Origin of the sequence: Pseudomonas sp. CFBP13508 (genome assembly GCF_005233515.1) — a bacterium.
GTDB lineage: Bacteria > Pseudomonadota > Gammaproteobacteria > Pseudomonadales > Pseudomonadaceae > Aquipseudomonas > Aquipseudomonas mercuritolerans.
Genome location: NZ_QFZZ01000003.1, coordinates 35048 through 56712, shown reverse-complemented (window position 1 = coordinate 56712; position 21665 = coordinate 35048). Strand labels below are relative to the sequence as shown.

General features: G+C 59.0%; 18 protein-coding genes. 3 read left to right on the top strand and 15 right to left on the bottom strand.

All coding sequences use genetic code 11. From position 1 onward, the window contains the following. Positions 1-30 precede the first annotated feature (30 nt). From rpoD to rpsU, 3 genes are all read right to left on the bottom strand, one after another. Entirely contained in the window at positions 31-1878 is a 1848-nt protein-coding gene (rpoD, locus tag PspCFBP13508_RS08655) for an RNA polymerase sigma factor RpoD (RefSeq protein ID WP_039757703.1), read from the bottom strand. Positions 1879-1945: 67 nt separating this feature from the next. Continuing rightward, a complete protein-coding gene (gene dnaG / locus PspCFBP13508_RS08650; RefSeq protein WP_024014549.1) occupies positions 1946-3910 on the bottom strand; it encodes a DNA primase in 1965 nt (654 codons plus the stop codon). 486 nt (positions 3911-4396) lie between these two features. Then, the gene (rpsU, locus tag PspCFBP13508_RS08645) at positions 4397-4612 is read right to left on the bottom strand and encodes a 30S ribosomal protein S21 (RefSeq protein ID WP_002551877.1); all 216 of its coding nucleotides are present in this window, start codon (positions 4610-4612) and stop codon (positions 4397-4399) included. A gap of 199 nt (positions 4613-4811) precedes the next feature. Between rpsU and tsaD the strand changes: the two genes are divergently transcribed. Then, positions 4812-5837 (top strand): tRNA (adenosine(37)-N6)-threonylcarbamoyltransferase complex transferase subunit TsaD, encoded by a 1026-nt coding sequence (gene tsaD / locus PspCFBP13508_RS08640; protein ID WP_039757706.1) that lies wholly within the window; start codon positions 4812-4814, stop codon positions 5835-5837. A gap of 23 nt (positions 5838-5860) precedes the next feature. On the opposite strand, the gene plsY is transcribed toward tsaD, so the two are convergent. Next, the gene (plsY, locus tag PspCFBP13508_RS08635) at positions 5861-6430 is read right to left on the bottom strand and encodes a glycerol-3-phosphate 1-O-acyltransferase PlsY (protein ID WP_137214209.1); all 570 of its coding nucleotides are present in this window, start codon (positions 6428-6430) and stop codon (positions 5861-5863) included. 74 nt (positions 6431-6504) lie between these two features. Between plsY and folB the strand changes: the two genes are divergently transcribed. Beyond that, complete coding sequence (folB, locus tag PspCFBP13508_RS08630) at positions 6505-6861, top strand: dihydroneopterin aldolase (protein ID WP_016772885.1); 357 nt, start codon at positions 6505-6507, stop codon at positions 6859-6861. Beyond that, on the top strand, positions 6852-7370 hold the full coding sequence (gene folK / locus PspCFBP13508_RS08625; protein ID WP_076564351.1) for a 2-amino-4-hydroxy-6-hydroxymethyldihydropteridine diphosphokinase: 519 nt from the start codon (positions 6852-6854) through the stop codon (positions 7368-7370). The genes folB and folK overlap by 10 nt, the downstream gene beginning before the upstream one ends. An 85-nt stretch (positions 7371-7455) precedes the next feature. Here folK and PspCFBP13508_RS08620 read toward each other — a convergent pair whose 3' ends face one another. The 11 genes from PspCFBP13508_RS08620 to PspCFBP13508_RS08570 form a co-directional block, all read right to left on the bottom strand. Beyond that, positions 7456-8685, bottom strand: coding sequence for a multifunctional CCA addition/repair protein (locus tag PspCFBP13508_RS08620; protein ID WP_130911390.1), 1230 nt, complete (start codon positions 8683-8685; stop codon positions 7456-7458). Positions 8686-8748: 63 nt separating this feature from the next. Next, positions 8749-10311 carry a SpoVR family protein gene (locus tag PspCFBP13508_RS08615; protein WP_024014545.1) on the bottom strand — a complete coding sequence of 521 codons (1563 nt, stop codon included), beginning with the start codon at positions 10309-10311 and terminating at the stop codon, positions 8749-8751. Further along, the gene (locus PspCFBP13508_RS08610; protein WP_056786661.1) at positions 10308-11579 is read right to left on the bottom strand and encodes a YeaH/YhbH family protein; all 1272 of its coding nucleotides are present in this window, start codon (positions 11577-11579) and stop codon (positions 10308-10310) included. The genes PspCFBP13508_RS08615 and PspCFBP13508_RS08610 overlap by 4 nt, the downstream gene beginning before the upstream one ends. A 119-nt stretch (positions 11580-11698) precedes the next feature. Next, on the bottom strand, positions 11699-13621 hold the full coding sequence (locus tag PspCFBP13508_RS08605) for a PrkA family serine protein kinase (RefSeq protein ID WP_016772892.1): 1923 nt from the start codon (positions 13619-13621) through the stop codon (positions 11699-11701). A gap of 296 nt (positions 13622-13917) precedes the next feature. Beyond that, entirely contained in the window at positions 13918-14247 is a 330-nt protein-coding gene (gene glpE / locus PspCFBP13508_RS08600; protein WP_122748131.1) for a thiosulfate sulfurtransferase GlpE, read from the bottom strand. Positions 14248-14280: 33 nt separating this feature from the next. Beyond that, entirely contained in the window at positions 14281-15162 is an 882-nt protein-coding gene (locus PspCFBP13508_RS08595; protein ID WP_137214208.1) for a symmetrical bis(5'-nucleosyl)-tetraphosphatase, read from the bottom strand. Next, on the bottom strand, positions 15162-15542 hold the full coding sequence (gene apaG, locus PspCFBP13508_RS08590; RefSeq protein WP_122506055.1) for a Co2+/Mg2+ efflux protein ApaG: 381 nt from the start codon (positions 15540-15542) through the stop codon (positions 15162-15164). Before apaG ends, PspCFBP13508_RS08595 begins: the two co-directional genes overlap by 1 nt. Positions 15543-15655: 113 nt before the next feature. Next, entirely contained in the window at positions 15656-16474 is an 819-nt protein-coding gene (gene rsmA, locus PspCFBP13508_RS08585) for a 16S rRNA (adenine(1518)-N(6)/adenine(1519)-N(6))-dimethyltransferase RsmA (protein WP_137214207.1), read from the bottom strand. Beyond that, positions 16471-17460, bottom strand: a complete 990-nt coding sequence (pdxA, locus tag PspCFBP13508_RS08580) for a 4-hydroxythreonine-4-phosphate dehydrogenase PdxA (RefSeq protein WP_137214206.1) — start codon at positions 17458-17460, stop codon at positions 16471-16473. The genes rsmA and pdxA overlap by 4 nt, the downstream gene beginning before the upstream one ends. Then, entirely contained in the window at positions 17457-18779 is a 1323-nt protein-coding gene (gene surA / locus PspCFBP13508_RS08575; RefSeq protein WP_178083694.1) for a peptidylprolyl isomerase SurA, read from the bottom strand. Before surA ends, pdxA begins: the two co-directional genes overlap by 4 nt. Then, on the bottom strand, positions 18754-21570 hold the full coding sequence (locus PspCFBP13508_RS08570; RefSeq protein ID WP_137214204.1) for an LPS-assembly protein LptD: 2817 nt from the start codon (positions 21568-21570) through the stop codon (positions 18754-18756). The genes surA and PspCFBP13508_RS08570 overlap by 26 nt, the downstream gene beginning before the upstream one ends. Between the last annotated feature and the right edge of the window lie 95 nt (positions 21571-21665).

Below are 21665 nucleotides of genomic sequence, written 5' to 3'. Positions count from 1 at the left end.
AACCCCCGGCCTGGGCCGGGGGTTCTGGTATCACTCGTCGAGGAAGGAGCGCAGATGCTCGCTTCGCGTCGGGTGGCGCAGCTTGCGCAGCGCCTTGGCTTCGATCTGACGAATCCGCTCACGCGTTACGTCAAACTGTTTGCCCACTTCTTCGAGCGTATGGTCGGTGTTCATGTCGATACCGAAACGCATGCGCAATACCTTGGCTTCACGGGCAGTGAGGCCGGACAGCACTTCGCGAGTCGCTTCCTTCAGGCTTTCCACCGTGGCGACATCGATTGGCGACTGCATGGTCGAGTCTTCGATGAAGTCGCCCAGATGGGAGTCTTCGTCATCACCGATCGGGGTTTCCATGGAGATCGGCTCTTTGGCGATCTTCAGTACCTTGCGGATCTTGTCCTCAGGCATTTCCATGCGTTCGCCCAGCTCTTCCGGGGTCGGTTCGCGACCCATTTCCTGCAACATCTGCCGGGAAATACGGTTGAGCTTGTTGATCGTCTCGATCATGTGCACCGGAATACGGATGGTGCGGGCCTGGTCGGCGATCGAGCGAGTGATCGCCTGACGGATCCACCAGGTGGCATAAGTCGAGAACTTGTAACCACGACGGTATTCGAACTTGTCCACCGCTTTCATCAGACCGATGTTGCCTTCCTGGATCAGATCGAGGAATTGCAGGCCGCGGTTGGTGTACTTCTTGGCGATCGAAATCACCAGACGCAAGTTGGCTTCAACCATCTCTTTCTTCGCGCGGCGGGCCTTGGCCTCACCGATCGACATGCGACGGTTGATGTCCTTGATTTCGGCAATGGTCAGACCGGTCTCGGTTTCCAGCGCAATCAGTTTCTGCTGGCAACGGATGATGTCCGGCTGCACGCGACCGATGGCTTCGGCGTACTTGCTCTTGCCTTTGGCCAGGGCGTCGGACCAGCTTTCGTCGACTTCGTTGCCCGGGAACTGACGCAGGAAATCGGCGCGCGGCATACGTGCATCACGTACGCACAACTGCATGATCGCGCGCTCTTGCTGACGCAGACGATCCAGGGCACTGCGCACACGCTCGACCAGGGCTTCGAATTGCTTCGGCACCAGTTTGATCGGCATGAACAGCTCGGCCAGGGCCAGCAACTCGGCAACCGCTGCCTTGTTGTGACGACCGTGCTTTTTCAGGGCCTTGCGGGTGATTTCCATTTGGTCGGCCACGGCGCCGAAGCGCTGCGCAGCAATGACCGGATCCGGACCGCTTTCGGCTTCTTCTTCGTCATCGGAAGATTCGGCTTCATCGTCGTCGGTGTCGTCGTCAGCCTTGACGGCTTTCGGATCGACCGGCGGCGGCACTTCTGCCGCAGGCGGCGCGATGCCGTCGTCCGGGTCGATATAACCGCTCAGGACGTCGGACAGGCGACCACCTTCGGTGGTGACGCGGGTGTACTCGGAGAGAATGTGGTCAACCGTGCCAGGGAAGTGCGCAATTGCGCTCATCACTTCACGAATGCCTTCTTCGATCCGCTTGGCGATTTCGATTTCGCCTTCACGGGTCAGAAGCTCGACCGTACCCATTTCACGCATGTACATGCGCACCGGGTCAGTGGTGCGACCGATATCGGTCTCCACCGCCGCCAACGCAGCGGCTGCTTCTTCCGCAGCGGCCTCGTCGGTATCGGCGTCGGCCAACATAAGGGCGTCCGCATCCGGAGCACTCTCGTGTACGGGGATCCCCATGTCGTTAATCATGCGGATGATGTCTTCCACCTGCTCCGGATCTGAAATATCCTCGGGCAGGTGGTCGTTGACCTCGGCGTAAGTCAGATACTTCTGCTCACGACCCAGTTTGATCAACTCAATAATACGAGACTGCTGTTGCGCTTTTCCGGACATAACACCCTATCCACTGAAGGTCTTGGCGGGCAAAAAACAAGCCGAGGATTATACCTGAGCTATGACCTCACGCGCCAGTTGAGGTCGGGTTTGATGCGGAAACATTGCGACTTAAAAGGTCGCGCAGTTGATTTTTCTCTTCGACGCTCAGTTCGCTTTGCCGCGCTTTCCTGAGTAACTGTTCGAGATTTCGCTCGCGTTGGCGGGCGGACAAGCTAGTAATGGTGTCGAAAAACTGTTGTTCAAGGTTATCTCCGTCAATCAGCCATTCCTTTTCTGCGAGTGCCTTGAGCAAGCGACCCTGTTCAGTACCGTGCCATCGCGCAATCAACTGAAATGAGTTTAGCTTGGGATTCTTCTGTACGGCTTCGAGCAGCGCCACAAGCAGCTGGGCGTTGGTCTGATTTTCATCGGCAATATGCCCGGCGTCTTCAACGCGCTTGGCCAGTTGCGGATGATGGAGCAATGTTCTCAATGCCGTCAGGGTCGGCGATTCGACGCCAATCGGCGTGCGCGGGCGCTGCTGTTCGCGATCGCCACCACGCTTGCCGTTCTTGTCCCACGGTTTCTTGTCCCACTTCTTGCCGCCGGCGCCGGGTTTCTTCGGCGTCCATTCCTGCTGCGGCGCGTACATGTCCTGTGCCTGCGGCTGATGGTAGTCGCTGTAGTCCGGCATGGCATCGTAATCGAAGCCCGGATCGTAGGCGGGCGGTGCTTCCTGCGGCGCACTCTGAACCAGTTGGCTGACGGTCTCGCTGCTCAGGCCGGTGATTTCGGTCAGGCGCTGACGCATCAGGATGCGCAGGTTCGCGCCTGGAACCTTGTCGATCAGCGGTGCGGCGAGGGTGGCCATGTGTGCCTTGCCCTCAAGTGAGCGCGGGTCGGATTCCTCGGTCAGTTGCTGGAAAAAATAATCGGCCAGCGGCTGCGCGTGCTGATTGATGCGCGCCTTGAATGCGTCGGTGCCTTCGGCGCGAACCAGGGTGTCCGGGTCTTCGCCTTCGGGCAAAAACAGAAATCGTGCGCGGCGACCGTCCTGCAGGCACGGCAATGTCGCTTCCAGGGCGCGCCACGCGGCGTTGCGACCGGCCTGGTCGCCGTCGAAGCAGAACAATACGTTCGGCACGACGCGGAACAGGCGCTTGAGGTGTTCTTCGCTGGTCGCGGTACCCAGCGTGGCGACGGCATTGCGCAAGCCTTGCTGGGCGAGGGCGATGACGTCCATGTAACCCTCGACGACGATGATTTCGTCGAGGTTGCGGTTGTTCTTGCGCGCTTCATAGAGGCCGTAGAGTTCCTGGCCTTTATGGAATACCGGGGTTTCCGGTGAGTTCAGGTACTTGGGCTTGTCGTCGCCCAGTACGCGGCCGCCGAAGGCGATGATCCGTCCACGGGTATCGCGAATCGGGAACATCACGCGATCGCGGAAGCGGTCATAGCGTTTGCCGGTTTCGGCGTTCTCGATCAGCAGGCCGGCTTCGATCATGGCCTTCTGTTGCAGCGTGTCGCTGCTCAGGTGCTTGAGCAGGTTGTCCCAGCCCGGCGGTGCAAAGCCGAGGCCGAAATCCCGAGCGATCTCGCCGGTCAGGCCGCGGCCCTTGAGGTAATCCACCGCAGCCTTGCGCGACGGATGACTCTTGAGTGCCTGCCGGTAAAAATCAGCGGCGGCGGTGAGCAGTGGATACAGCGGCGAATCGGTCGGCTGACGCGGCTTACGCTCGCGGCCGCTTTCTTCGCGGGGGATTTCCATGCCGGCGGCTTTGGCCAGATCTTCGACGGCCTGGGGGAAGTCCAGGTTGTCGTGATCCATGAGAAAGCCGAGGGCGTTGCCGCCGGCGCCGCAACCGAAGCAGTAATAGAACTGCTTGTCGGGGCTGACGCTGAACGACGGGGTTTTCTCTTTGTGGAACGGGCAACAGGCGGTGTAGTTCTTGCCGGCCTTCTTCAATTGCACGCGCGAGCTGACCACGTCGACGATGTCGGTGCGGTTCAGCAGGTCGTCAATGAAGCTCTGGGGTATCAGCCCGGCCATGGCGTTCTCGTCGTCTGCGCTGCAATAAATCCGTTGCGACAGGCTGTCGGACGCGGGCCATTGCTGGAAACGCACAAAAAGTGCGGCTCGACCGGTGTCGTCTGCGTGATCGCTGTCGGGAAGTGTATCTGCCGAAAATCCACTGACGTTAGTACCTATCAGTCTTCGACTATGTGAAAGTGTTGCGCTGAATCCGCTGACGGCCGGTTGTCGGCCTCGGATAGCTCAATAAAGCGGGCACGCATGCAGGTGCCTTGGGCTGATCGTCGTAAGAGGAATCAGTGGGTGTGCTCGTCAGTAGCCTTGAAAGGCTCGTCAGAAAAGACGTGCACCGCTGGCAAAAGAGCCAGGCCTGACGCGGTGAAGCAGATTTGTCTCGGTCGCATCGGCGGCGTCGACGGTGAAGCATCAAGCGTTTTACGCAAATGCCATTAGCCCGGCTGAGGGCCGGGCTTAGGCAAGAAGCTTGCTACGAACGTCTGTGGATTAGTACAGACGAACGGCGCGGCGCTGTTCGCGCTGAACTTTCTTGGCGTGACGCTTAACAGCGGCTGCTGCCTTGCGCTTACGCTCAGAAGTTGGCTTCTCGTAAAATTCGCGGCTACGAACTTCAGCCAGTACACCGGCTTTTTCGCAGGAGCGCTTGAAACGACGCAGAGCTACGTCGAAGGGTTCGTTCTCTTTTACTTTGACGGCTGGCATCCAGAGCTACCTTCATTCATTACCGGGGTCAACATCCTCGCGGCAAAAGAGCACTTGAAGACGTCGGTTTTTAAGGGTTGCGGATGTTAACCCCTCATCGCTCGGAATGCAAAGCCTCTGATCGAAAACCGCTGGTCGGGGCATCACGTGGCGACTATTATGCGCGCCTTCGAATTCAGCCTAAACAAGGCGCAAACCCATGCTAGTACTGGGATTAGAAACCTCCTGCGACGAAACCGGCGTCGCATTGTATGACAGTGAACGCGGTCTGCTGGCCGATGCGCTGTTCAGTCAGATCGACCTGCACCGCGTCTATGGCGGTGTGGTGCCGGAGCTGGCCTCGCGTGACCACGTCAAACGCATGCTGCCCTTGATCCGTCAGGTGTTGGCCGAGGCCGACTGCGTGCCGACCGAGATCGATGCGATTGCCTACACCGCAGGTCCTGGCCTGGTCGGCGCGCTGCTGGTCGGTGCGTCCTGCGCGCAGGCACTGGCGTTTGCCTGGGGCATTCCGGCGCTCGGCGTGCACCACATGGAAGGCCACTTGCTGGCACCGATGCTGGAGCCGAAACCGCCTGAGTTTCCGTTCGTCGCTTTGTTGGTTTCCGGTGGTCATACGCAGTTGGTTCAGGTCGACGGCATTGGCCAATACAGCCTGCTCGGCGAGACGCTCGACGATGCGGCCGGCGAAGCCTTCGACAAAACCGCAAAGATGATGGGCCTTAATTACCCCGGCGGGCCGGAAATCGCCAAGCTGGCCGAGAAGGGCGTCGCAGGACGTTTCACTTTTCCGCGTCCGATGTGTGACCGCCCGGGTCTGGACTTCAGCTTCAGCGGCTTGAAAACCTTCGCCCTCAACACCTGGCAGCAATGCGTCAGCGCCGGGGACGACGGCGAGCAAGCCCGTTGCGACATCGCGCTGGCGTTCCAGCAGGCCGTGGTGGAGACTTTGACCATCAAGTGCAAGCGCGCCCTCAAACAGGCGGGCATGAAGCGACTGGTGATCGCCGGCGGCGTCAGCGCCAACAAGGCGTTGCGGGTTTCGCTGGAAAAGATGCTCGGTGATATGAAGGGCGATGTGTTTTACGCACGTCCCGAGTTCTGCACCGACAATGGCGCAATGATCGCGTTCGCCGGTTGCCAGCGCCTGAAGGCCGGCCAGCAGGAAAGTCTGGCAATCACCGTGCAGGCACGCTGGCCGATGGAACAATTGTCGGCGCTGTAATGAGCGACGCTCATGGACGGCAGCTAGAAATGCCGTTCGCGCCCGGCAAACAGGTCGCGTAGATTGCCGCGATGACGCCAGACAATCAGCAAGGTCAGCGCGCTCATTGGCAGTAAGGCTTCCGGCTCTTGCCAGGCCAGCAATGGCAGGGTCAGTGGCGTGGCAATCAGCGCCGCGAGCGAACTGGTGCGGGTCAGGTAGAACGTCAGCAGCCAGGCGCACACTGCCAGCAGCGCGGCGGGTGGATACAGGCCAAGCAGCATGCCGGCGGCAGTGGCAACGCCTTTGCCGCCACGAAAGCGGAAGTACAGCGGGAACAGGTGGCCGATTACGGCGCATACGCCGATCCAGGCCTGATCCTGCAGCGAAAGGCCCGTGCTTGACGCGATCAGCACCGGCAGCAGGCCTTTGCACAGATCACCGAGCAGGGTCAGGATCGCCAGTTTGCGACCGGCCAGGCGCAGCATGTTGGTGGCGCCGGCATTACCCGAGCCACTCATTCGTGGATCCGGATTTCCGGTCAGGCGGCTGAGCAAAATGGCGAAGGACAGCGAGCCGAGCAGGTAGGCGAGAATCGCCAGTAACCAAAACATGCTAACTATTCCGGGCGAGGACGCCCTGATTCTAACGGCGCATCGCGCCCTTGTCGTGCAGCGGAGAGAAGTGCTTGGACAGAGTGTTTATCGAGGGCCTGGAAGTCGACACCGTGATCGGTGCCTATGACTGGGAGCGCGGCATCCGTCAGTGTCTGCGTCTTGATCTGAGCTTCGCCTGGGACAATCGCCCGGCCGCCGCCGGTGACGACCTGACCTTGGCGCTCGATTACGCCAGCGTTTCCACGCGCATTCAGGCTTTTGCCGAGCAGGCGCAGTTCCAGTTGGTCGAAACCTTTGCCGAGCGTCTGGTTGAAGTGCTCATGGCCGAATTCAAGATCACCTGGGTGCGACTGAAACTGACCAAGCCGGGCGCCGTTCCAGCGGCCAAGGGTGGTGTGGGTGTGGAGATCGAGCGCGGATGTCGCTGACTCAGGTCTACCTCGGGCTCGGTAGCAATATCGAGCGCGAAACCCATTTGCGCGCCGGTCTCGATGCGCTGGCCACATTCCTGGTGGATATCCGTTGTTCGGCGGTGTTCGAGAGCCAGCCGGTGGGCATCAAGAGCGGGCCGTTCTTCAATTTCGTGGTCTCGGCCTACACCGATCTGCCGTTGATGGAGCTTGATCGCCGCTTGAAATTCATTGAGGCGGATAACGGTCGCTATGCCCCGGATCGCAAGGGCTTGCCGCTGGATATCGACGTGCTGCTGTATGGCGATCTGGTGGGTAATTTTGATGGATTGATGCTGCCGCGTGCGGAAATCCTGAAAAATGCCTTTGTGCTGTGGCCGTTGTCGTTGATTGCGCCGGATAGGGTGCATCCGGGGGTGGGCCAAAGCTTTGCGACGTTGTGGGCTGAGGCGCAAATTGATCAGGTGTTGGCGCCGGTTGCGTTCGAATGGCGGGGGGAGCAGCTCACGCCTTCGGAGTTGCGGTGATATCAAATGCGCTTTCGCGAGCAGGCTCGCTCCCACATTGGATCGAGGTCTCCTGTGGGAGCGAGCCTGCTCGCGAAGTTTTTTATCAGGCCGTCGCCGCCTCTTTGTAGGCTTTCAACGCCTTCAGTCGTTCCCGCTTCAGCGCTTCGCCCAGTTCCGGCCCCTTGAATCCTTGCTCCAGCAATGGCTGCACCGCCACCGCTCGCGCAGCCTTCGCGGCTCCGCGCAAATAATCCGCCTGTGGATAACTGCGCTGCTCCAGGCCCTTGCGGCCACGGGCGTCCATCTCGCACGCGGCGATAAACTCTTCGAATCGCTGCGGCCGGCGATATATATCGAAACTCTGCAGCAATTCCAGCAGCGTCGAGGCTTTCAGCTCCAGCGCCCGGTGCCCATGGGTGTGGTATTGCCCGACCAGCAGCGCCAGTTCCTGACAGTCTTTGGGGACCTTGAAGCGCTCGTTGACCGCTTTGATCAGCTTCAGCCCGGTGTGCTCATGGGCGATATGCCTGGGCCATTCTTCTTCCGGCGTGAGGCCTTTGCCCAGGTCATGCAGCAGGCAGGCCCAGCGCACCGTCAGCGGTTGTTTGTGCAAAGCTGACTGCTCCAGCACGCTCAAGGTGTGCAGGCCCGTGTCGATTTCCGGGTGATGGGTCTCCGGCTGCGGTACGCCGAACAAGGCGTCGACTTCCGGCATTAGCTCTTTGAGTGCGCCACAGTCGCGCAAGACTTGGATGAACACCTGTGGATGGTCTTCCAGCAGTGCCCGGGAAATCTCCTTCCAGCTACGTTCGGCAGTCAGCGCCTGTAATTCGCCGGACTCGCTGAGCTGACGCATCAGGTCCATGGTCTCGTCGGCAACCGTGAAGCCCAGCCCGGCGTAGCGCGCAGCAAAACGGGCAACACGCAGGACACGGAGCGGATCTTCGGCGAATGCCGGGGAAACATGGCGAAGGATTCGCGCTTCAAGATCGCGCTGGCCGTGGTACGGATCGGTCAGGTTGAGTTGATCGTCCTCGGCCATGGCATTGATCGTCAGGTCGCGGCGAATCAGATCTTCTTCAAGCGTGACTTCAGGACTTGCATAGAAGGTGAAACCTCCGTAACCGCGTCCGCTTTTGCGCTCGGTGCGGGCGAGGGCGTATTCCTCACCGGTTTTCGGGTGCAGAAACACCGGGAAATCTGCGCCGACCGGGCGGAATCCCTTGGCGAGCATTTCTTCAGTGGTTGCACCGACCACGACCCGGTCGACATCAGTGACCGGCAACCCTAACAGGCGATCACGTACCGCGCCGCCAACCTTGTAAACCTGCATAAAAAACCTCCGTCAGTCCGACAGGATAACCTTTGCGTCAGACTTGCGGAGGCCGGAACCGGATCAAAGATGAATCACGGCCAGATCGAGTCGGCCATAATCGCCTTCGCTGTGTTCACTGCGCGGCGGCACATGATGAGTCTTCATGATCTGGTCGCCTTGCAGGGTTTCCAGATGAATGTCGAAGCCCCAGAGCCGGTGCAGGTGCTTGAGCACTTCTTCGGTGGAATCGCCCAAAGGTTTGCGGTCGTGCTGCTGATGGCGCAGGGTCAGCGAGCGATCGCCGCGCCGATCGATGCTGTAGATCTGCACGTTCGGCTCACGATTACCGAGGTTGTACTGCGCAGCCAGGGTTTCACGGATGATGCGGTAGCCGCCCTCGTCATGGATGGCCGGCACCAGCAGATCGTCTTTCTGGTCGTCATCGAGAATGCTGAACAGCTTCAGGTCGCGGATCACCTTGGGCGACAGGTACTGCAGGATGAAGCTCTCGTCCTTGAAACTGCTCATGGCGAACTTGATGGTCGACAGCCAGTCGGAACCGGCGATGTCCGGGAACCAGCGGCGATCCTCTTCGGTAGGCTCTTCGCACATGCGCCGAATGTCGCGGTACATGGCGAAACCCAACGCATAGGGGTTGATGCCGCTGTAGTACGGACTGTCGAAACCCGGTTGGAATACCACGCTGGTGTGCGAGGTGAGGAATTCCATCATGAAGCCGTCAGTGACCAGGCCTTCGTCATACAGATCATTCATCAGCGTGTAGTGCCAGAATGTTGCCCAGCCTTCGTTCATCACCTGGGTCTGGCGCTGTGGATAGAAATACTGGGCGATCTTGCGCACGATGCGCACGATTTCGCGTTGCCAAGGTTCCAGCAGTGGCGCGTGTTTCTCGATGAAATAAAGGATGTTTTCCTGCGGTTCGGCCGGGAAGCGGGCGTTGTCCTTGTCGCTGTATTTGTCCGCGCCTTTGGGAATGGTGCGCCACAGATCATTGATCTGCTTTTGCATGTGCTCTTCACGATCCTTTTGCCGCCGGCGCTCTTCTTCGGCGGAGATCGGATACGGACGCTTGTAGCGGTCGACGCCGTAATTCATCAAGGCATGGCAGGAATCGAGCAGATCTTCCACGGCGTCGATGCCGTGGCGTTCCTCGCACTGCATGATGTACTGCTTGGCGAACACCAGGTAATCGATGATCGAACTGGCATCGGTCCAGGTGCGGAACAGGTAGTTGCCCTTGAAGAAGCTGTTGTGGCCATAGCAGGCGTGGGCCACCACCAGCGCCTGCATGCAGATGGTGTTTTCTTCCATCAGATAGGCGATGCACGGATCGGAGTTGATCACGATCTCGTAAGCCAGGCCCATCTGTCCGCGACTGTAGGATTTCTCTGTGCTGAGGAAGTGTTTGCCGTAGGACCAGTGGTGATAGCCCAGCGGCATGCCCACCGAGGCATAGGCGTCCATCATCTGCTCGGCGGTGATCACTTCGATCTGGTTGGGGTAGGTGTCCAGAGCATAACGGGCCGCGATCCGGGCGATTTCGCGGTCGTAGGTCTGGATCAGCTCGAATGTCCATTCGGAGCCGGTGGAAATCGGTTGGCGTTTCTGCTCTTTGGCGGTCATGTCACTAACCTGCGCTGGAAGAGTTCACGGAAGACCGGATAGATATCTCCGGCCGAGACCAGTTGCTGCTGGGCAAACGTGTCAGAGAAGGCTTCGGCGATGCGTTCGTATTCGTACCACAGGGCCTGGTGTTCGCGCGGGGTGATCTCCACATAAGTGTAGTACTGCACAAACGGCATGATCTGGTTGATCAGGATGTCGCGGCAGATCGGCGAATCGTCGTTCCAGTTGTCGCCGTCGGAGGCCTGAGCGGCGTAGATATTCCACTCGTTGCTCGGATAGCGCTCGGCCATGATTTCCTGCATCAGCTTCAGCGCGCTGGAAACAATGGTGCCGCCGGTCTCACGAGAATAGAAAAACTCCTCCTCATCCACCTCTCGGGCGCTGGTGTGGTGACGGATGAACACCACGTCGATCTTGTCGTAGTTACGCTTGAGAAACAGGTACAGCAAGATGAAAAAGCGCTTGGCGATGTCCTTGGTCGCCTGCGTCATCGACCCGGAAACGTCCATCAGGCAGAACATCACTGCTTTGGAGCTGGGGTTGGGTTGCTTGACCAGCAGGTTGTATTTCAAGTCGAAGGTATCGAGGAACGGCACGCGGTGAATGCGTGCGCTGAGTTTTTCAATTTCAGCCTCGAGATCCTGGATATCGCCGAAGTTGTCCGGTTCTTCGCGCTTGAGCCGTGCCAGCTCTTCCTTGGCTTCACGAAGCTTTGCCCGGCTGCTGCCGGACAGGGCAATACGACGTGCATGTGCTGAGCGCAGGGTGCGGATGATATTGATGCGTGAAGGGTTACCTTCGTTGCTGATCCCGGCGCGTACGGTTTTGAACGTGTCGGTGCCGGTCAGGTTGCGTTTGACCAGATTCGGCAATTCAAGGTCTTCGAACATGAATTCGAGGAACTCTTCCTGAGTGATCTGGAAGACAAACTCATCCATGCCTTCGCCGGAATTGCCCGCCTTGCCTGGACCGCGTCCACCGCCGCCTCCCGGTGGACGAGCGATATGTTCACCGGCCGTGAACTCTTTGTTACCGGGATGCACCACGGTCTGCTTGCCGCCGCGTCCATGATGAAGCACCGGCTCGTCGATATCGCGGCCGGGAATGCTGATCTGCTCGCCGTGCTCCATATCCGTGATGGAGCGGCGACTGACTGCCTCTTCGACAGCCTTCTTGATGTGGTCACGGTAACGCCGCAGAAAACGCTGGCGGTTCACCGTGCTCTTGTTCTTGCCATTGAGGCGTCGGTCGATCACATAGCTCATAAGGCCCCTCCGGGGAGCTTCAAGTTTTGAGCTGCAAGCTGCAAGTAAAAGCGAATGCCCGTGTTTTCGGGTTCACGCGCTTAGTTCTTGCAGCTTGTGGCTTATAGCTTGCAGCTGCCTCACTGCGACTTGCGGACCCGCAGGTACCATTCGGACAGCAGGCGTACCTGTTTATCGGTGTAGCCACGTTCAACCATTCGCGTAACGAAGTCGTTGTGTTTCTGCTGATCCTCCTTGCTGGCCTTGGCGTTGAAACTGATGACGGGCAGCAGGTCTTCGGTGTTGGAGAACATTTTCTTCTCGATGACCACCCGCAGTTTTTCGTAGCTGAGCCACGTCGGGTTCTTGCCGTTGTTGTTGGCCCGGGCGCGCAGGACGAAGTTGACGATTTCGTTGCGGAAATCCTTCGGATTGCTGATCCCGGCCGGTTTCTCGATTTTCTCCAGTTCTTCGTTCAGGGCTACGCGGTTGAGAATCTCGCCGGTTTCCGGGTCGCGATACTCCTGATCCTGAATCCAGAAATCCGCATACAACACGTAGCGGTCGAAGATGTTCTGACCGTATTCGCTGTAGGACTCCAGATAAGCGGTCTGGATTTCCTTGCCGATGAACTCGATGTAGCGCGGCGCCAGGTATTCCTTCAGATAGCGCAGGTAGCGTTCGCGGGTTTCGGCCTGGAACTGTTCCTGTTCGATCTGTTGTTCAAGCACATAGAGCAGGTGCACCGGGTTGGCGGCGATTTCATGTGGATCGAAGTTGAACACCTTGGAGAGGATCTTGAAGGCGAAGCGGGTCGACAGACCGTTCATGCCTTCGTCGACACCGGCCGAATCGCGATACTCCTGAATCGACTTGGCCTTCGGATCGGTGTCCTTGAGGTTTTCGCCGTCGTAGACGCGCATCTTCGAATAGATGTTGGAGTTTTCCGGCTCCTTGAGCCGTGACAGCACGGTGAATTGCGCAAGCATTTTCAAGGTGTCCGGTGCGCAGTGCGCCTTGGACAAGGAACTGTTGAACAGGAGTTTGTCGTAGATCTTCACTTCATCGCTGACGCGCAGGCAGTACGGCACCTTGACGATGTAGATCCGGTCGATGAACGCCTCGTTGTTCTTGTTGTTGCGGAAGGTGTGCCACTCCGACTCGTTGGAGTGAGCCAGCAAAATCCCGGTGAACGGAATCGCGCCGAGGCCTTCGGTACTGTTGTAGTTACCCTCCTGAGTAGCGGTCAACAATGGGTGCAGCACCTTGATCGGCGCCTTGAACATTTCGACGAACTCCATCAAGCCTTGGTTGGCTCGGCACAGCGCACCGGAGTAACTGTAGGCGTCAGCGTCGTTCTGCGGGAATTCTTCGAGCTTGCGGATATCGACCTTGCCGACCAGCGCCGAGATGTCCTGGTTGTTCTCGTCACCGGGTTCGGTCTTGGCCACGGCAATCTGATTGAGGATCGACGGGTACAGCTTGACCACGCGGAACTGGCTGATGTCGCCGCCGAATTCAGCCAGGCGCTTGGTCGCCCAGGGCGACATGATGGTGTTCAGGTAGCGCCGTGGAATGCCGAAGTCTTCCTCGAGGATCGCGCCATCTTCAGTGGCGTTGAACAGACCCAGAGGTGATTCGAAGACCGGCGAGCCCTTGATGGCGTAGAAAGGCACTTTTTCCATCAGCTGTTTCAGCTTCTCGGCCAGGGACGATTTACCGCCGCCAACGGGGCCGAGCAGATAAAGAATCTGTTTCTTCTCTTCCAGCCCTTGGGCGGCGTGGCGGAAATACGAGACGATCTGGTCGATGCATTCTTCCATCCCGTGGAAGTCTTCAAAGGCCGGATAGCGGCGGATCACCTTGTTGGAGAAGATGCGCGACAGCCTCGAATTGGTCGAAGTGTCGAGCAGTTCCGGTTCGCCGATCGCCATCAATAGACGCTCGGCGGCGGAAACGTAGGCGCTGCGATCGTTTTTGCACAGCTCCAGGTACTCCTGTAGAGAGAGTTCTTCCTGGCGTGTGGATTCGAAGCGTTGTTGGAAGTGGCTAAAGATACTCATGACGTCACCTCGCTCGATACGTGGAGCCGACGCCGGATCACTCAGTCGATGCTGGCAGCAGTCGCTGTGGCAGCTGCTGTTTACCCCCCAGAATTCTCCCACGGTCGACAAACCGCGAAAGCTACTCCCGATGACCCGCGCGCCGGTGTACCGGCTCTCCCCTGATTTGGATGGCCTGCGCTTAAGGATAGTTGGGAATTCGAGAGGTAAAGGCGAGATACGTAATTAGTTGTGGCAGACCGTTCGTCTGCCGCGCGCAGGCCCACGGCAGCCGGGGCCTGCGCCGCGCAAAAAATTTATTCGTCGGTGCCTTGCGCGGTTTCCGAAGGATAGGTCGTACGCCATAGCTCGAAACCGCCATCCATGCTGTAGACGTCGGAGAAGCCCTGGCCGACCAGATAGGCGGCTGCGCCCTGGCTGGAATTGCCGTGGTAGCAGACCACGACGGTCGGTGCATCAAGATCGGCGCCTTGAATGAAAGCGTGCAGCGAATGGTTGTCGAGATGCTTCGAACCGCTGATGTGCAGCGCGGCGAAGGTCGCTGGATCGCGTACGTCAACCACAACGGCGCCTTGTTCACGCAGGGCCTGCGCCTGTTCCGGGGGGATTCGTTTGAATTCGCTCATGGCGGGTTCCTGTAGCTCAACTGAAAATGCAGTCTAACGCGGCGCGTCGACTGGCGAAGATTCGGGGATATGTGGTGCAACCGTGTGTGCAAGCCCGCCGTGTTCATCGCATTTGCATGACAGGCGTTCGCCGCTGTCGACATTCATCAGCGTCAGGCTGCCGCCCCATACACATCCGGTGTCCAGCGCGGAAATGCCCGGCTCGTGGATATTGCCCTCGAGCGCAGCCCAGTGACCGAAGATAATGCGCAGGCCGCGGGTTTTGCGCTCCTTGTGCTGAAACCACGGCTTGTAGCCGGGCGGGGCGCTGTCCAGGCCTTCCTTGCTCTTGAGGTCAAGCTTGCCCTCAGCGGTGCAAAAGCGCATGCGTGTGAAGTAATTAGTGATCACCCGCAGGCGATCTATACCTTTGAGGTCGTTGTCCCATTTCGCCGGCTCGTTGCCGTACATGCCGTCGAGGTAGGCCGGGAAAACGTTGTCGTCGCGCAGTGCGGTCTCGACTTCGGCGGCGCATTTAAGGGCACGGCGCAGCGACCATTGCGGCGGGATGCCGGCGTGGACCATCGCAACATCGCGTGTTTCGTCGTAGTGCATGAGCTTTTGCTGGCGCAGCCATTCCATCAGATGCGGGCCGTCGGGGGCATCGATGATCTCGCGCAGTGTGTCGCTTTTCTTCAAGCGTTCGATCTTTTTCGCGGCGGCCAGCAGATGCAGGTCGTGATTGCCGAGTACGCAAACCAGCGACTCGCGCATCTCGTAGAGAAAGCGCAGGGTTTCCAGCGACTTCGGGCCACGGTTGACCAGATCGCCGACCAGCCACAACCGGTCAAGCGCCGGGTCGAACGCGACTTGCTTGAGCAGGCACTTGAGCGGTTCGAGACAGCCTTGCAGGTCACCGACGGCGTAAGTCGTCATCAGTGCAGGGCTCCGGGTACGGCGAGGCGAAACGGTTTGATGACGGCATCGAAATGTTTGCCGTCATCGGCGAGCATTTGATAAGTGCCCTGCATGGTGCCGACCTTGGTGGTCATCACCGTGCCGCTGGTATACGTGTGGCTCTTACCTGCATCGATCAACGGTTGCTGGCCGACGACGCCTTCACCGCGCACTTGTTCAACATGGCCGTCACCATCGGTGATTACCCAATGCCGGGACAGAAGCTTGGCCGCAATCTCGCCGTTGTTCTGCACGGTAATGGTGTAGGCGAAGGCGAAACGGTCGTGTTCGGGTTGCGATTGGTCTGCCAGATAGTGGGTGACGACGCTGACATCGACCTGATAACGGGAATCGGACATGCAAGAAGGCCTTAACGAAGCGGAACGCGGGGCGTAGCTGATGGGGAATCAGTCTAGGCAAGTATCGGGCAGTAAACCAGAGTGGTGTGCTGCCCGATAGCGTTCATCGCGGCTTAGTCGGCGGCGGGAGCTGCCGGGACCTGTATCGCGAACTGGTCGGCCAGACGCACGAATGCAGCCAGATCCAGCTGCTCGGGACGCAGGCTGCCATCGACGCCGGCGGCTTCGATTTCGGCATTGCTGAGCAGTTGCTTGAGGGTATTGCGCAGGGTTTTGCGGCGCTGATTGAAGGCTTCGCGCACCACGCGCTCCAGCAACTTGTGATCCTTGGCCGGGTGCGGCAGTACCGCGTGGGGCACCAGACGCACGATTGCCGAGTCGACTTTCGGCGGCGGATTGAACGCGCCCGGGCCGACATTGAACAGATGTTCCACGCGGCAATGGTACTGAACCATGATCGACAAACGACCCCAGTCACCGCCACCCGGGCCTGCAGCCAGACGCTCGACCACTTCTTTCTGCAACATGAAGTGCATGTCACGAATGATGCCGGCGTTGTTCAGCAGGTGAAAAATCAGCGGAGTGGAAATGTTGTACGGCAGGTTGCCAACCACCCGCAGGCTGTTCGGCGCGGCATTCAGCGTATTGAAGTCGAACTTCAGCGCATCGCCCTGATGCAGGTTGAAATTGCTCATGCCGGCAAACTGCTGGTTGAGGATCGGGATCAGATCCTTGTCCAGCTCCACCACGTCGAGTTGTGCGCCGGAACCGAGCAAACCTTGGGTCAGGGCACCCTGACCAGGGCCGATTTCCAGCAGGCGGTCGTCAGCCTTGGCATGGATGGAGCGCAGGATGCGGTCAATAACGCCGGCATCGTGCAGGAAGTTCTGGCCAAAGCGTTTGCGCGCCTTGTGTTGGTATTGCTCGTTCATAAACGGGTCTCGGCCATCTGGTAGGCGGTTTCCAGGGCGACTTGCAGGCTGCCGGTGTCGATCCTGCCGCTGCCGGCCAGATCCAGGGCGGTGCCATGGTCGACCGAGGTGCGGATGATCGGCAGGCCCAGCGTCACGTTGACGGCAGCGCCGAAGCCTTTGTACTTGAGCACGGGCAAGCCCTGGTCGTGGTACATCGCCAGCACTGCGTCGCAGTGCTCCAGATATTTGGGGGTAAACAGAGTGTCGGCAGGCAGCGGGCCACGAAGGTCCATGCCCTCGCTGCGCAGGCGCTCTAATGTCGGTTCGATGATGTCGATTTCTTCATGGCCCAGGTGGCCGCCTTCACCGGCGTGCGGATTAAGACCGCAGACCAGAATGCGTGGCCGGGCGATGCCGAATTTGTCTTGCAGATCGGTGTGCAGGATTCGCGTGACCCGCTCCAGCCGCTCTGCGGTGATCGCATCGGCAATCTCGCGCAGTGGCAGATGCGTGGTGACCAGCGCCACGCGCAAACCGCGAGTGGCAAGCATCATCACTACTTGCGCGGTGTGCGTCAGGTCGGCGAGAAATTCGGTGTGTCCGGAGAACGCGATACCCGATTCGTTGATCACGCCTTTGTGCACGGGTGCGGTGATCATCCCGGCGAAGTCGCCGTTCAGGCAGCCGTTGCCGGCGCGGGTCAGGGTTTCGAGGACGAATGCCGCGTTGGCCGTGTCCAGTTGTCCGGCGACTACCGGTGCGCTGAGTGGCGTATCCCAGACGTACAGGCTGTTGGCCGGCGCTGGAACATTTGGCCACTGCCCGGGCGCGACATCCAGCAGATTGACGGCCAGCCCCAGCTGCGCGGCCCGCTCAATGAGCAGGTCGCGGCTGGTAATGGCTATCAGGGGATGTGGCTGGGCTTGCGAGGCGAGCAGCAGGCACAGGTCGGGACCGATGCCGGCCGGTTCGCCGGGTGTCAGCGCGAAACGCTTGGGTTTCACTGCGCTGCCTGGTCTGCACCAGGGAGTTTGATCTCTACGTATGCTTCGTCACGGATCTGACGCAACCAGGTTTGCAGCTCTTCGTCGTATTTGCGGTTACGCAGTACGGTCATGGCTTGCTGCTCACGGGCCTGTTCGGTGCTGTCAGTGGCGCGACGGCCAAGGACTTCCAGCACGTGCCAGCCATATTGGGTCTGGAACGGCTTGGACAGCTGACCTTGCGGGGTCGAGGCCATCACTTCGCGGAATTCCGGCACCAGCGCGTTCGGGTCGATCCAGTTCAGGTCGCCGCCGTTGAGGGCGGAACCCGGGTCTTCCGAGTAGTTTTTCGCCAGCTCGGCAAAGTCTTCACCGGCGCTGATGCGGTCATACAACGATTGCACCAGGGCCTTGGTCTTGGCTTCGTCGCGGATCGGGCTCGGCTTGACCAGGATGTGACGCACATGCACTTCGTCGCGCATCTGCGCTTCGCCGCCACGTTTGCCCAGCAGCTTCAGAATGATGAAGCCGCCCGGTGTGCGCGCAGGTTGAGTGATGTCGCCGACGGCCATGCTGCTCAGTTCGCGGTCGAACGGCGGTGGCAGTTGCGCGGCTTTACGCCAGCCCATGTCGCCGCCTTCCAGCGCGTTGTCGCTGCCGGATTTGGCCACGGCCATCTGACCGAAGTCGGCGCCTTGCTTGAGCTGCTGGTAAACCTCCATGGCCTGACGCGCGGCGCTCTGAATGGCTTCAGAGTTGGCGCTTTCCGGGGTCGGAATCAGGATGTTGGCCAGGTGCAGTTCTTCGGACAGTTGCATCTTGCCGAGGTCGGAGGCGAGGAAATTCTTCACTTCCTGCTCGGAAACCTGGATGCGCTCGGCCACGCGACGCTGACGCACGCGGCTGATGATCATCTCGCGCTTGATCTGATCACGGGCGTCGTCATAGTTCAGGCCATCACGAGCCAGCGCTGAGCGGAACTGATCGACCGTCATGTTGTTGCGCTGGGCAATGGTGCCAACAGCCTGGTTGAGCTCTTCGTCAGTAATGCGGATGCCCGAGCGCTCGCCGATCTGCAGTTGCAGGTTTTCGACGATCAGACGCTCGAGCACTTGCTGATCGAGCACGCCCGGAGGCGGAAGACCGCCACCGCGCTTGGCGATGGTCTGCTGAACTTCGTGAACCCGCTGGTCCAGTTGGCTCTGCATGACCACGTCGTTGTCGACGATCGCCACCACTTTATCGATGGACTGTACGGCGGCGTTGGCCGCCGTACCCAGGAACAGCGCGCCCAGCATCAGCGGGCGCAGACAATCAGAAAGCTTGGTCTTCACGTTCACGATAACCTTGAATGCCTTGATCGAGGAAACTCTCTACCTTGGCGCCAGTCAGGCCGCCGAGTCCCTTCAGAACAATTTGGAGGAAGACGCCATGGTCGCCTTTTTCGTTTTGCGGAGCTTCCTGGCTGAACTCGTCATAGGCAACCCAGTAACGGTTGATCAGGCGCAGTTTCCAGCAGCAGTTGTCATATTCGAAACCACCGAAGGCTTCCAGCGTGCGATTGCGGTTGTAGTCGTACTGCCAGCGGCTGATGGCGCTCCACTGTGGAACGATCGGCCAGATGACCGAAAAATCATGCTGCTGGATCTTGTAGTAGTCCTTCACGTAGCCAGGCTGGCCCGGGGTGCCATAGTCACCACCGCCCACCGACCATTGACCGGTATTCTGGTCGTAGCGAATCTGGTCGTTGCGATAGCGGTAACCGGCGTTGATGACCTTGTTCGGGTTGTCCGCAGGCTGGTAATGGAACATCGCGCTGCCGGAGCGCGGGCTGCGAGTGTCCGGATCCCAGTTGTAATCGGCAGTGGCGCGCCAGTCACGGTTCCAGCGGTATTCATATTCGAGCGCGTATGGCGAAACGCTGGATTTGGAGTCTTCACGAGTTTTCGCATCGATGCCTGGCAGTTGCACTTCGCGGTTCTTGAAGTAGTACGCCTGGCCCACGCTGATGCGCTGGCGCTCGAAACCATCTTCTTCGATCCAGCGACTGGTCACGCCCAGCGACAGTTTGTTCTCGTCGCCGACGCGATCGGAGCCGGAGAACCGGTTATCACGGAACAGCGAGGAGTAGTTGAAGGTGTACTCGCTGGTGTCGAAAACTGGAATGTCTTCCTGATCTTCCTCGGGAACATAGAGATAGAACAGGCGCGGCTCTAAAGTCTGACGGTAGTTTTTGCCAAAGTACGAAGTATCACGGTCGAAGTACAGGCCGCCATCGATGCTGGCAATTGGTACGCCGCGGTTCTGGTTGCTGCTGAACTCACCCCCCATGTACGAGGTGCCGGTCTGTGCTGCTGCGTTCTGCTGAGCGATGATCTGGTTTTTACCAGTGTTATCGAGATCAAGCTGATACTGAGTGTACTGATACTTCAAAGACGGCTTGAGAAAGCCGTAAGTCCACGTCATCGGCAGGCTGACGCCTGGCTTCAGATTCAAACGATCACCGTTTGCACGAGCAAGTCCGGTAATGTTGTTATCCAGACGCGATTCGGTAGTGATGCCGTCCTCCTGAACGAACGTACCGTCCCTCAGGTCCCGATCAAAACGTACTAGCTCAGTCTCGTAATCGAAATTCAAACCTTCCGGATGATATGGCAGTTGACCGCTGAAGGTGATCTGCGGCAAGCGGTCATAAGGAGTAATGTTCGAGACAGTCGCCAGTTGGTACTGCTGAGCATTCAGGCGAGCCGTATAGCTGTCGCCACGATAGGTCACCGAACCTTGCTGATTGACGAAGTCTTCACTCTTCACGCCAATCTGATCGGTCTGCAGATCCTGGAAGTAATACGGATCGCTGATCTTGGTGTAGTCGACCTGGGTCATCACGCGGGAGTCGAGACCGCCCTTGTGCTGCCAGTTGTACATATAGCGAGTGTCTTTGTAGTCGGACTGAAGCTTGCGATCGTCGTTCTCATCGTTGAGATACGCCGCACCGAACTGACCTTCGCTCGATTTGGTCAGGTAGCGGAACTCACCTTCCATCAGCATGCCGCGCTTGCTCATGTAGCGCGGGTACAACGTGGCGTCATAGTTCGGCGCCAGGTTGAAGTAGTACGGGGTGAGCAGCGTGAAGCCGGTGTCGCTGCCCGAACCGATGGTTGGCGGCAGGAAACCGGACTGGCGACGGTCGTCGATCGGGAAGTAGATGTACGGCGTGTACAGAATCGGAATGTCTTTGACGCGCAAGGTCACGTTGGTCGCAGTACCGAAACCGGTGGCCGGGTTCAGGGTGATGTTGTTGCCCTTGAGCTGCCACGCGTTGCTGTTCGGTTCGCACGTGGTGTACGTGCCGTCCTTCAGGCGGATGATCGCGTTTTCAGCGCGCTTGGCATACAGCGCGTTACCGCGGATGCGCGATTTGTGCATCACGTATTCGGCGTTGTCGACCTTGGCTTCGCCGGTGTCGAGCTGCACATCGGCGTGGTCGCCGACGATCAGCGCGCCGTTGTCACGGATGCGCACGTTGCCGGCCAGTTCGCCACGGCTCTCGGCCTGATACAGATTGGCCTCGTCAGCTTCGACCTGCATGCTGCCCTGACGCATGATCACGTCACCGGCGAGGCTGGCGACTTGTGTGTCCTGCTCGTAACGCGACGCTTTGGCACCGATGAAGGTCGGCGCGTCACTTTTATTCGTCTTGTCATTCATGCCAGGACGAATCGGTTCGATATAGGAACCAGAGCAGTAAGGACCAGTCTCGGCCAATTGCGCAGCGGTGAGCTTCTCGCGCGGAACCCAGTCGAGGTGACTGTAGTCTTCGCTACGGGATTTCAGGCCGCGGCCCTTGGACTCGGTGACCAGTGCGGTTTTTGCACCGGTCTCTGCGCCGGAACCGTTGTCGGCCGGGGCCTCGCCAGCAGAGCTGACGGCACTGCCGTCATGTACCGGGCGCGGCGGCAATGCCGCGGCGGGCGACTTGGGCGCACAGTCCCAGCCACCCGTAGCCGAGACGGAGCAGTCATACTGCTCGGCGGCAACAACGAATTGACTGGCCAGAGGTTGCATAGCCAGCAGACTGCCGGTTACCAACAACGGAAATTTTTTACGAAACGCGGGGGATTTCAATGCCATCTTATTAGTCCGGGCTTCCTGCGTGCCATCTGCCCGCGGTGTGGGCCGCACGCCTCTCGATGGTCTGAAAAAGATGCTGGATAATAAAGCATGAC

Bases quoted from the DNA above. Each gene is read 5' to 3' on its own strand.
- rpoD (WP_039757703.1), bottom strand. From the start codon at position 1,878: ATGTCCGGAAAAGCGCAACAGCAGTCTCGTATTATTGAGTTGATCAAA.
- dnaG (WP_024014549.1), bottom strand. From the start codon at position 3,910: ATGGCCGGGCTGATACCCCAGAGCTTCATTGACGACCTGCTGAACCGC.
- rpsU (WP_002551877.1), bottom strand. From the start codon at position 4,612: ATGCCAGCCGTCAAAGTAAAAGAGAACGAACCCTTCGACGTAGCTCTG.
- tsaD (WP_039757706.1), top strand. From the start codon at position 4,812: ATGCTAGTACTGGGATTAGAAACCTCCTGCGACGAAACCGGCGTCGCA.
- plsY (WP_137214209.1), bottom strand. From the start codon at position 6,430: ATGTTTTGGTTACTGGCGATTCTCGCCTACCTGCTCGGCTCGCTGTCC.
- folK (WP_076564351.1), top strand. From the start codon at position 6,852: ATGTCGCTGACTCAGGTCTACCTCGGGCTCGGTAGCAATATCGAGCGC.
- PspCFBP13508_RS08620 (WP_130911390.1), bottom strand. From the start codon at position 8,685: ATGCAGGTTTACAAGGTTGGCGGCGCGGTACGTGATCGCCTGTTAGGG.
- PspCFBP13508_RS08615 (WP_024014545.1), bottom strand. From the start codon at position 10,311: ATGACCGCCAAAGAGCAGAAACGCCAACCGATTTCCACCGGCTCCGAA.
- PspCFBP13508_RS08610 (WP_056786661.1), bottom strand. From the start codon at position 11,579: ATGAGCTATGTGATCGACCGACGCCTCAATGGCAAGAACAAGAGCACG.
- PspCFBP13508_RS08605 (WP_016772892.1), bottom strand. From the start codon at position 13,621: ATGAGTATCTTTAGCCACTTCCAACAACGCTTCGAATCCACACGCCAG.
- glpE (WP_122748131.1), bottom strand. From the start codon at position 14,247: ATGAGCGAATTCAAACGAATCCCCCCGGAACAGGCGCAGGCCCTGCGT.
- PspCFBP13508_RS08595 (WP_137214208.1), bottom strand. From the start codon at position 15,162: ATGACGACTTACGCCGTCGGTGACCTGCAAGGCTGTCTCGAACCGCTC.
- apaG (WP_122506055.1), bottom strand. From the start codon at position 15,542: ATGTCCGATTCCCGTTATCAGGTCGATGTCAGCGTCGTCACCCACTAT.
- rsmA (WP_137214207.1), bottom strand. From the start codon at position 16,474: ATGAACGAGCAATACCAACACAAGGCGCGCAAACGCTTTGGCCAGAAC.
- PspCFBP13508_RS08570 (WP_137214204.1), bottom strand. From the start codon at position 21,570: ATGGCATTGAAATCCCCCGCGTTTCGTAAAAAATTTCCGTTGTTGGTA.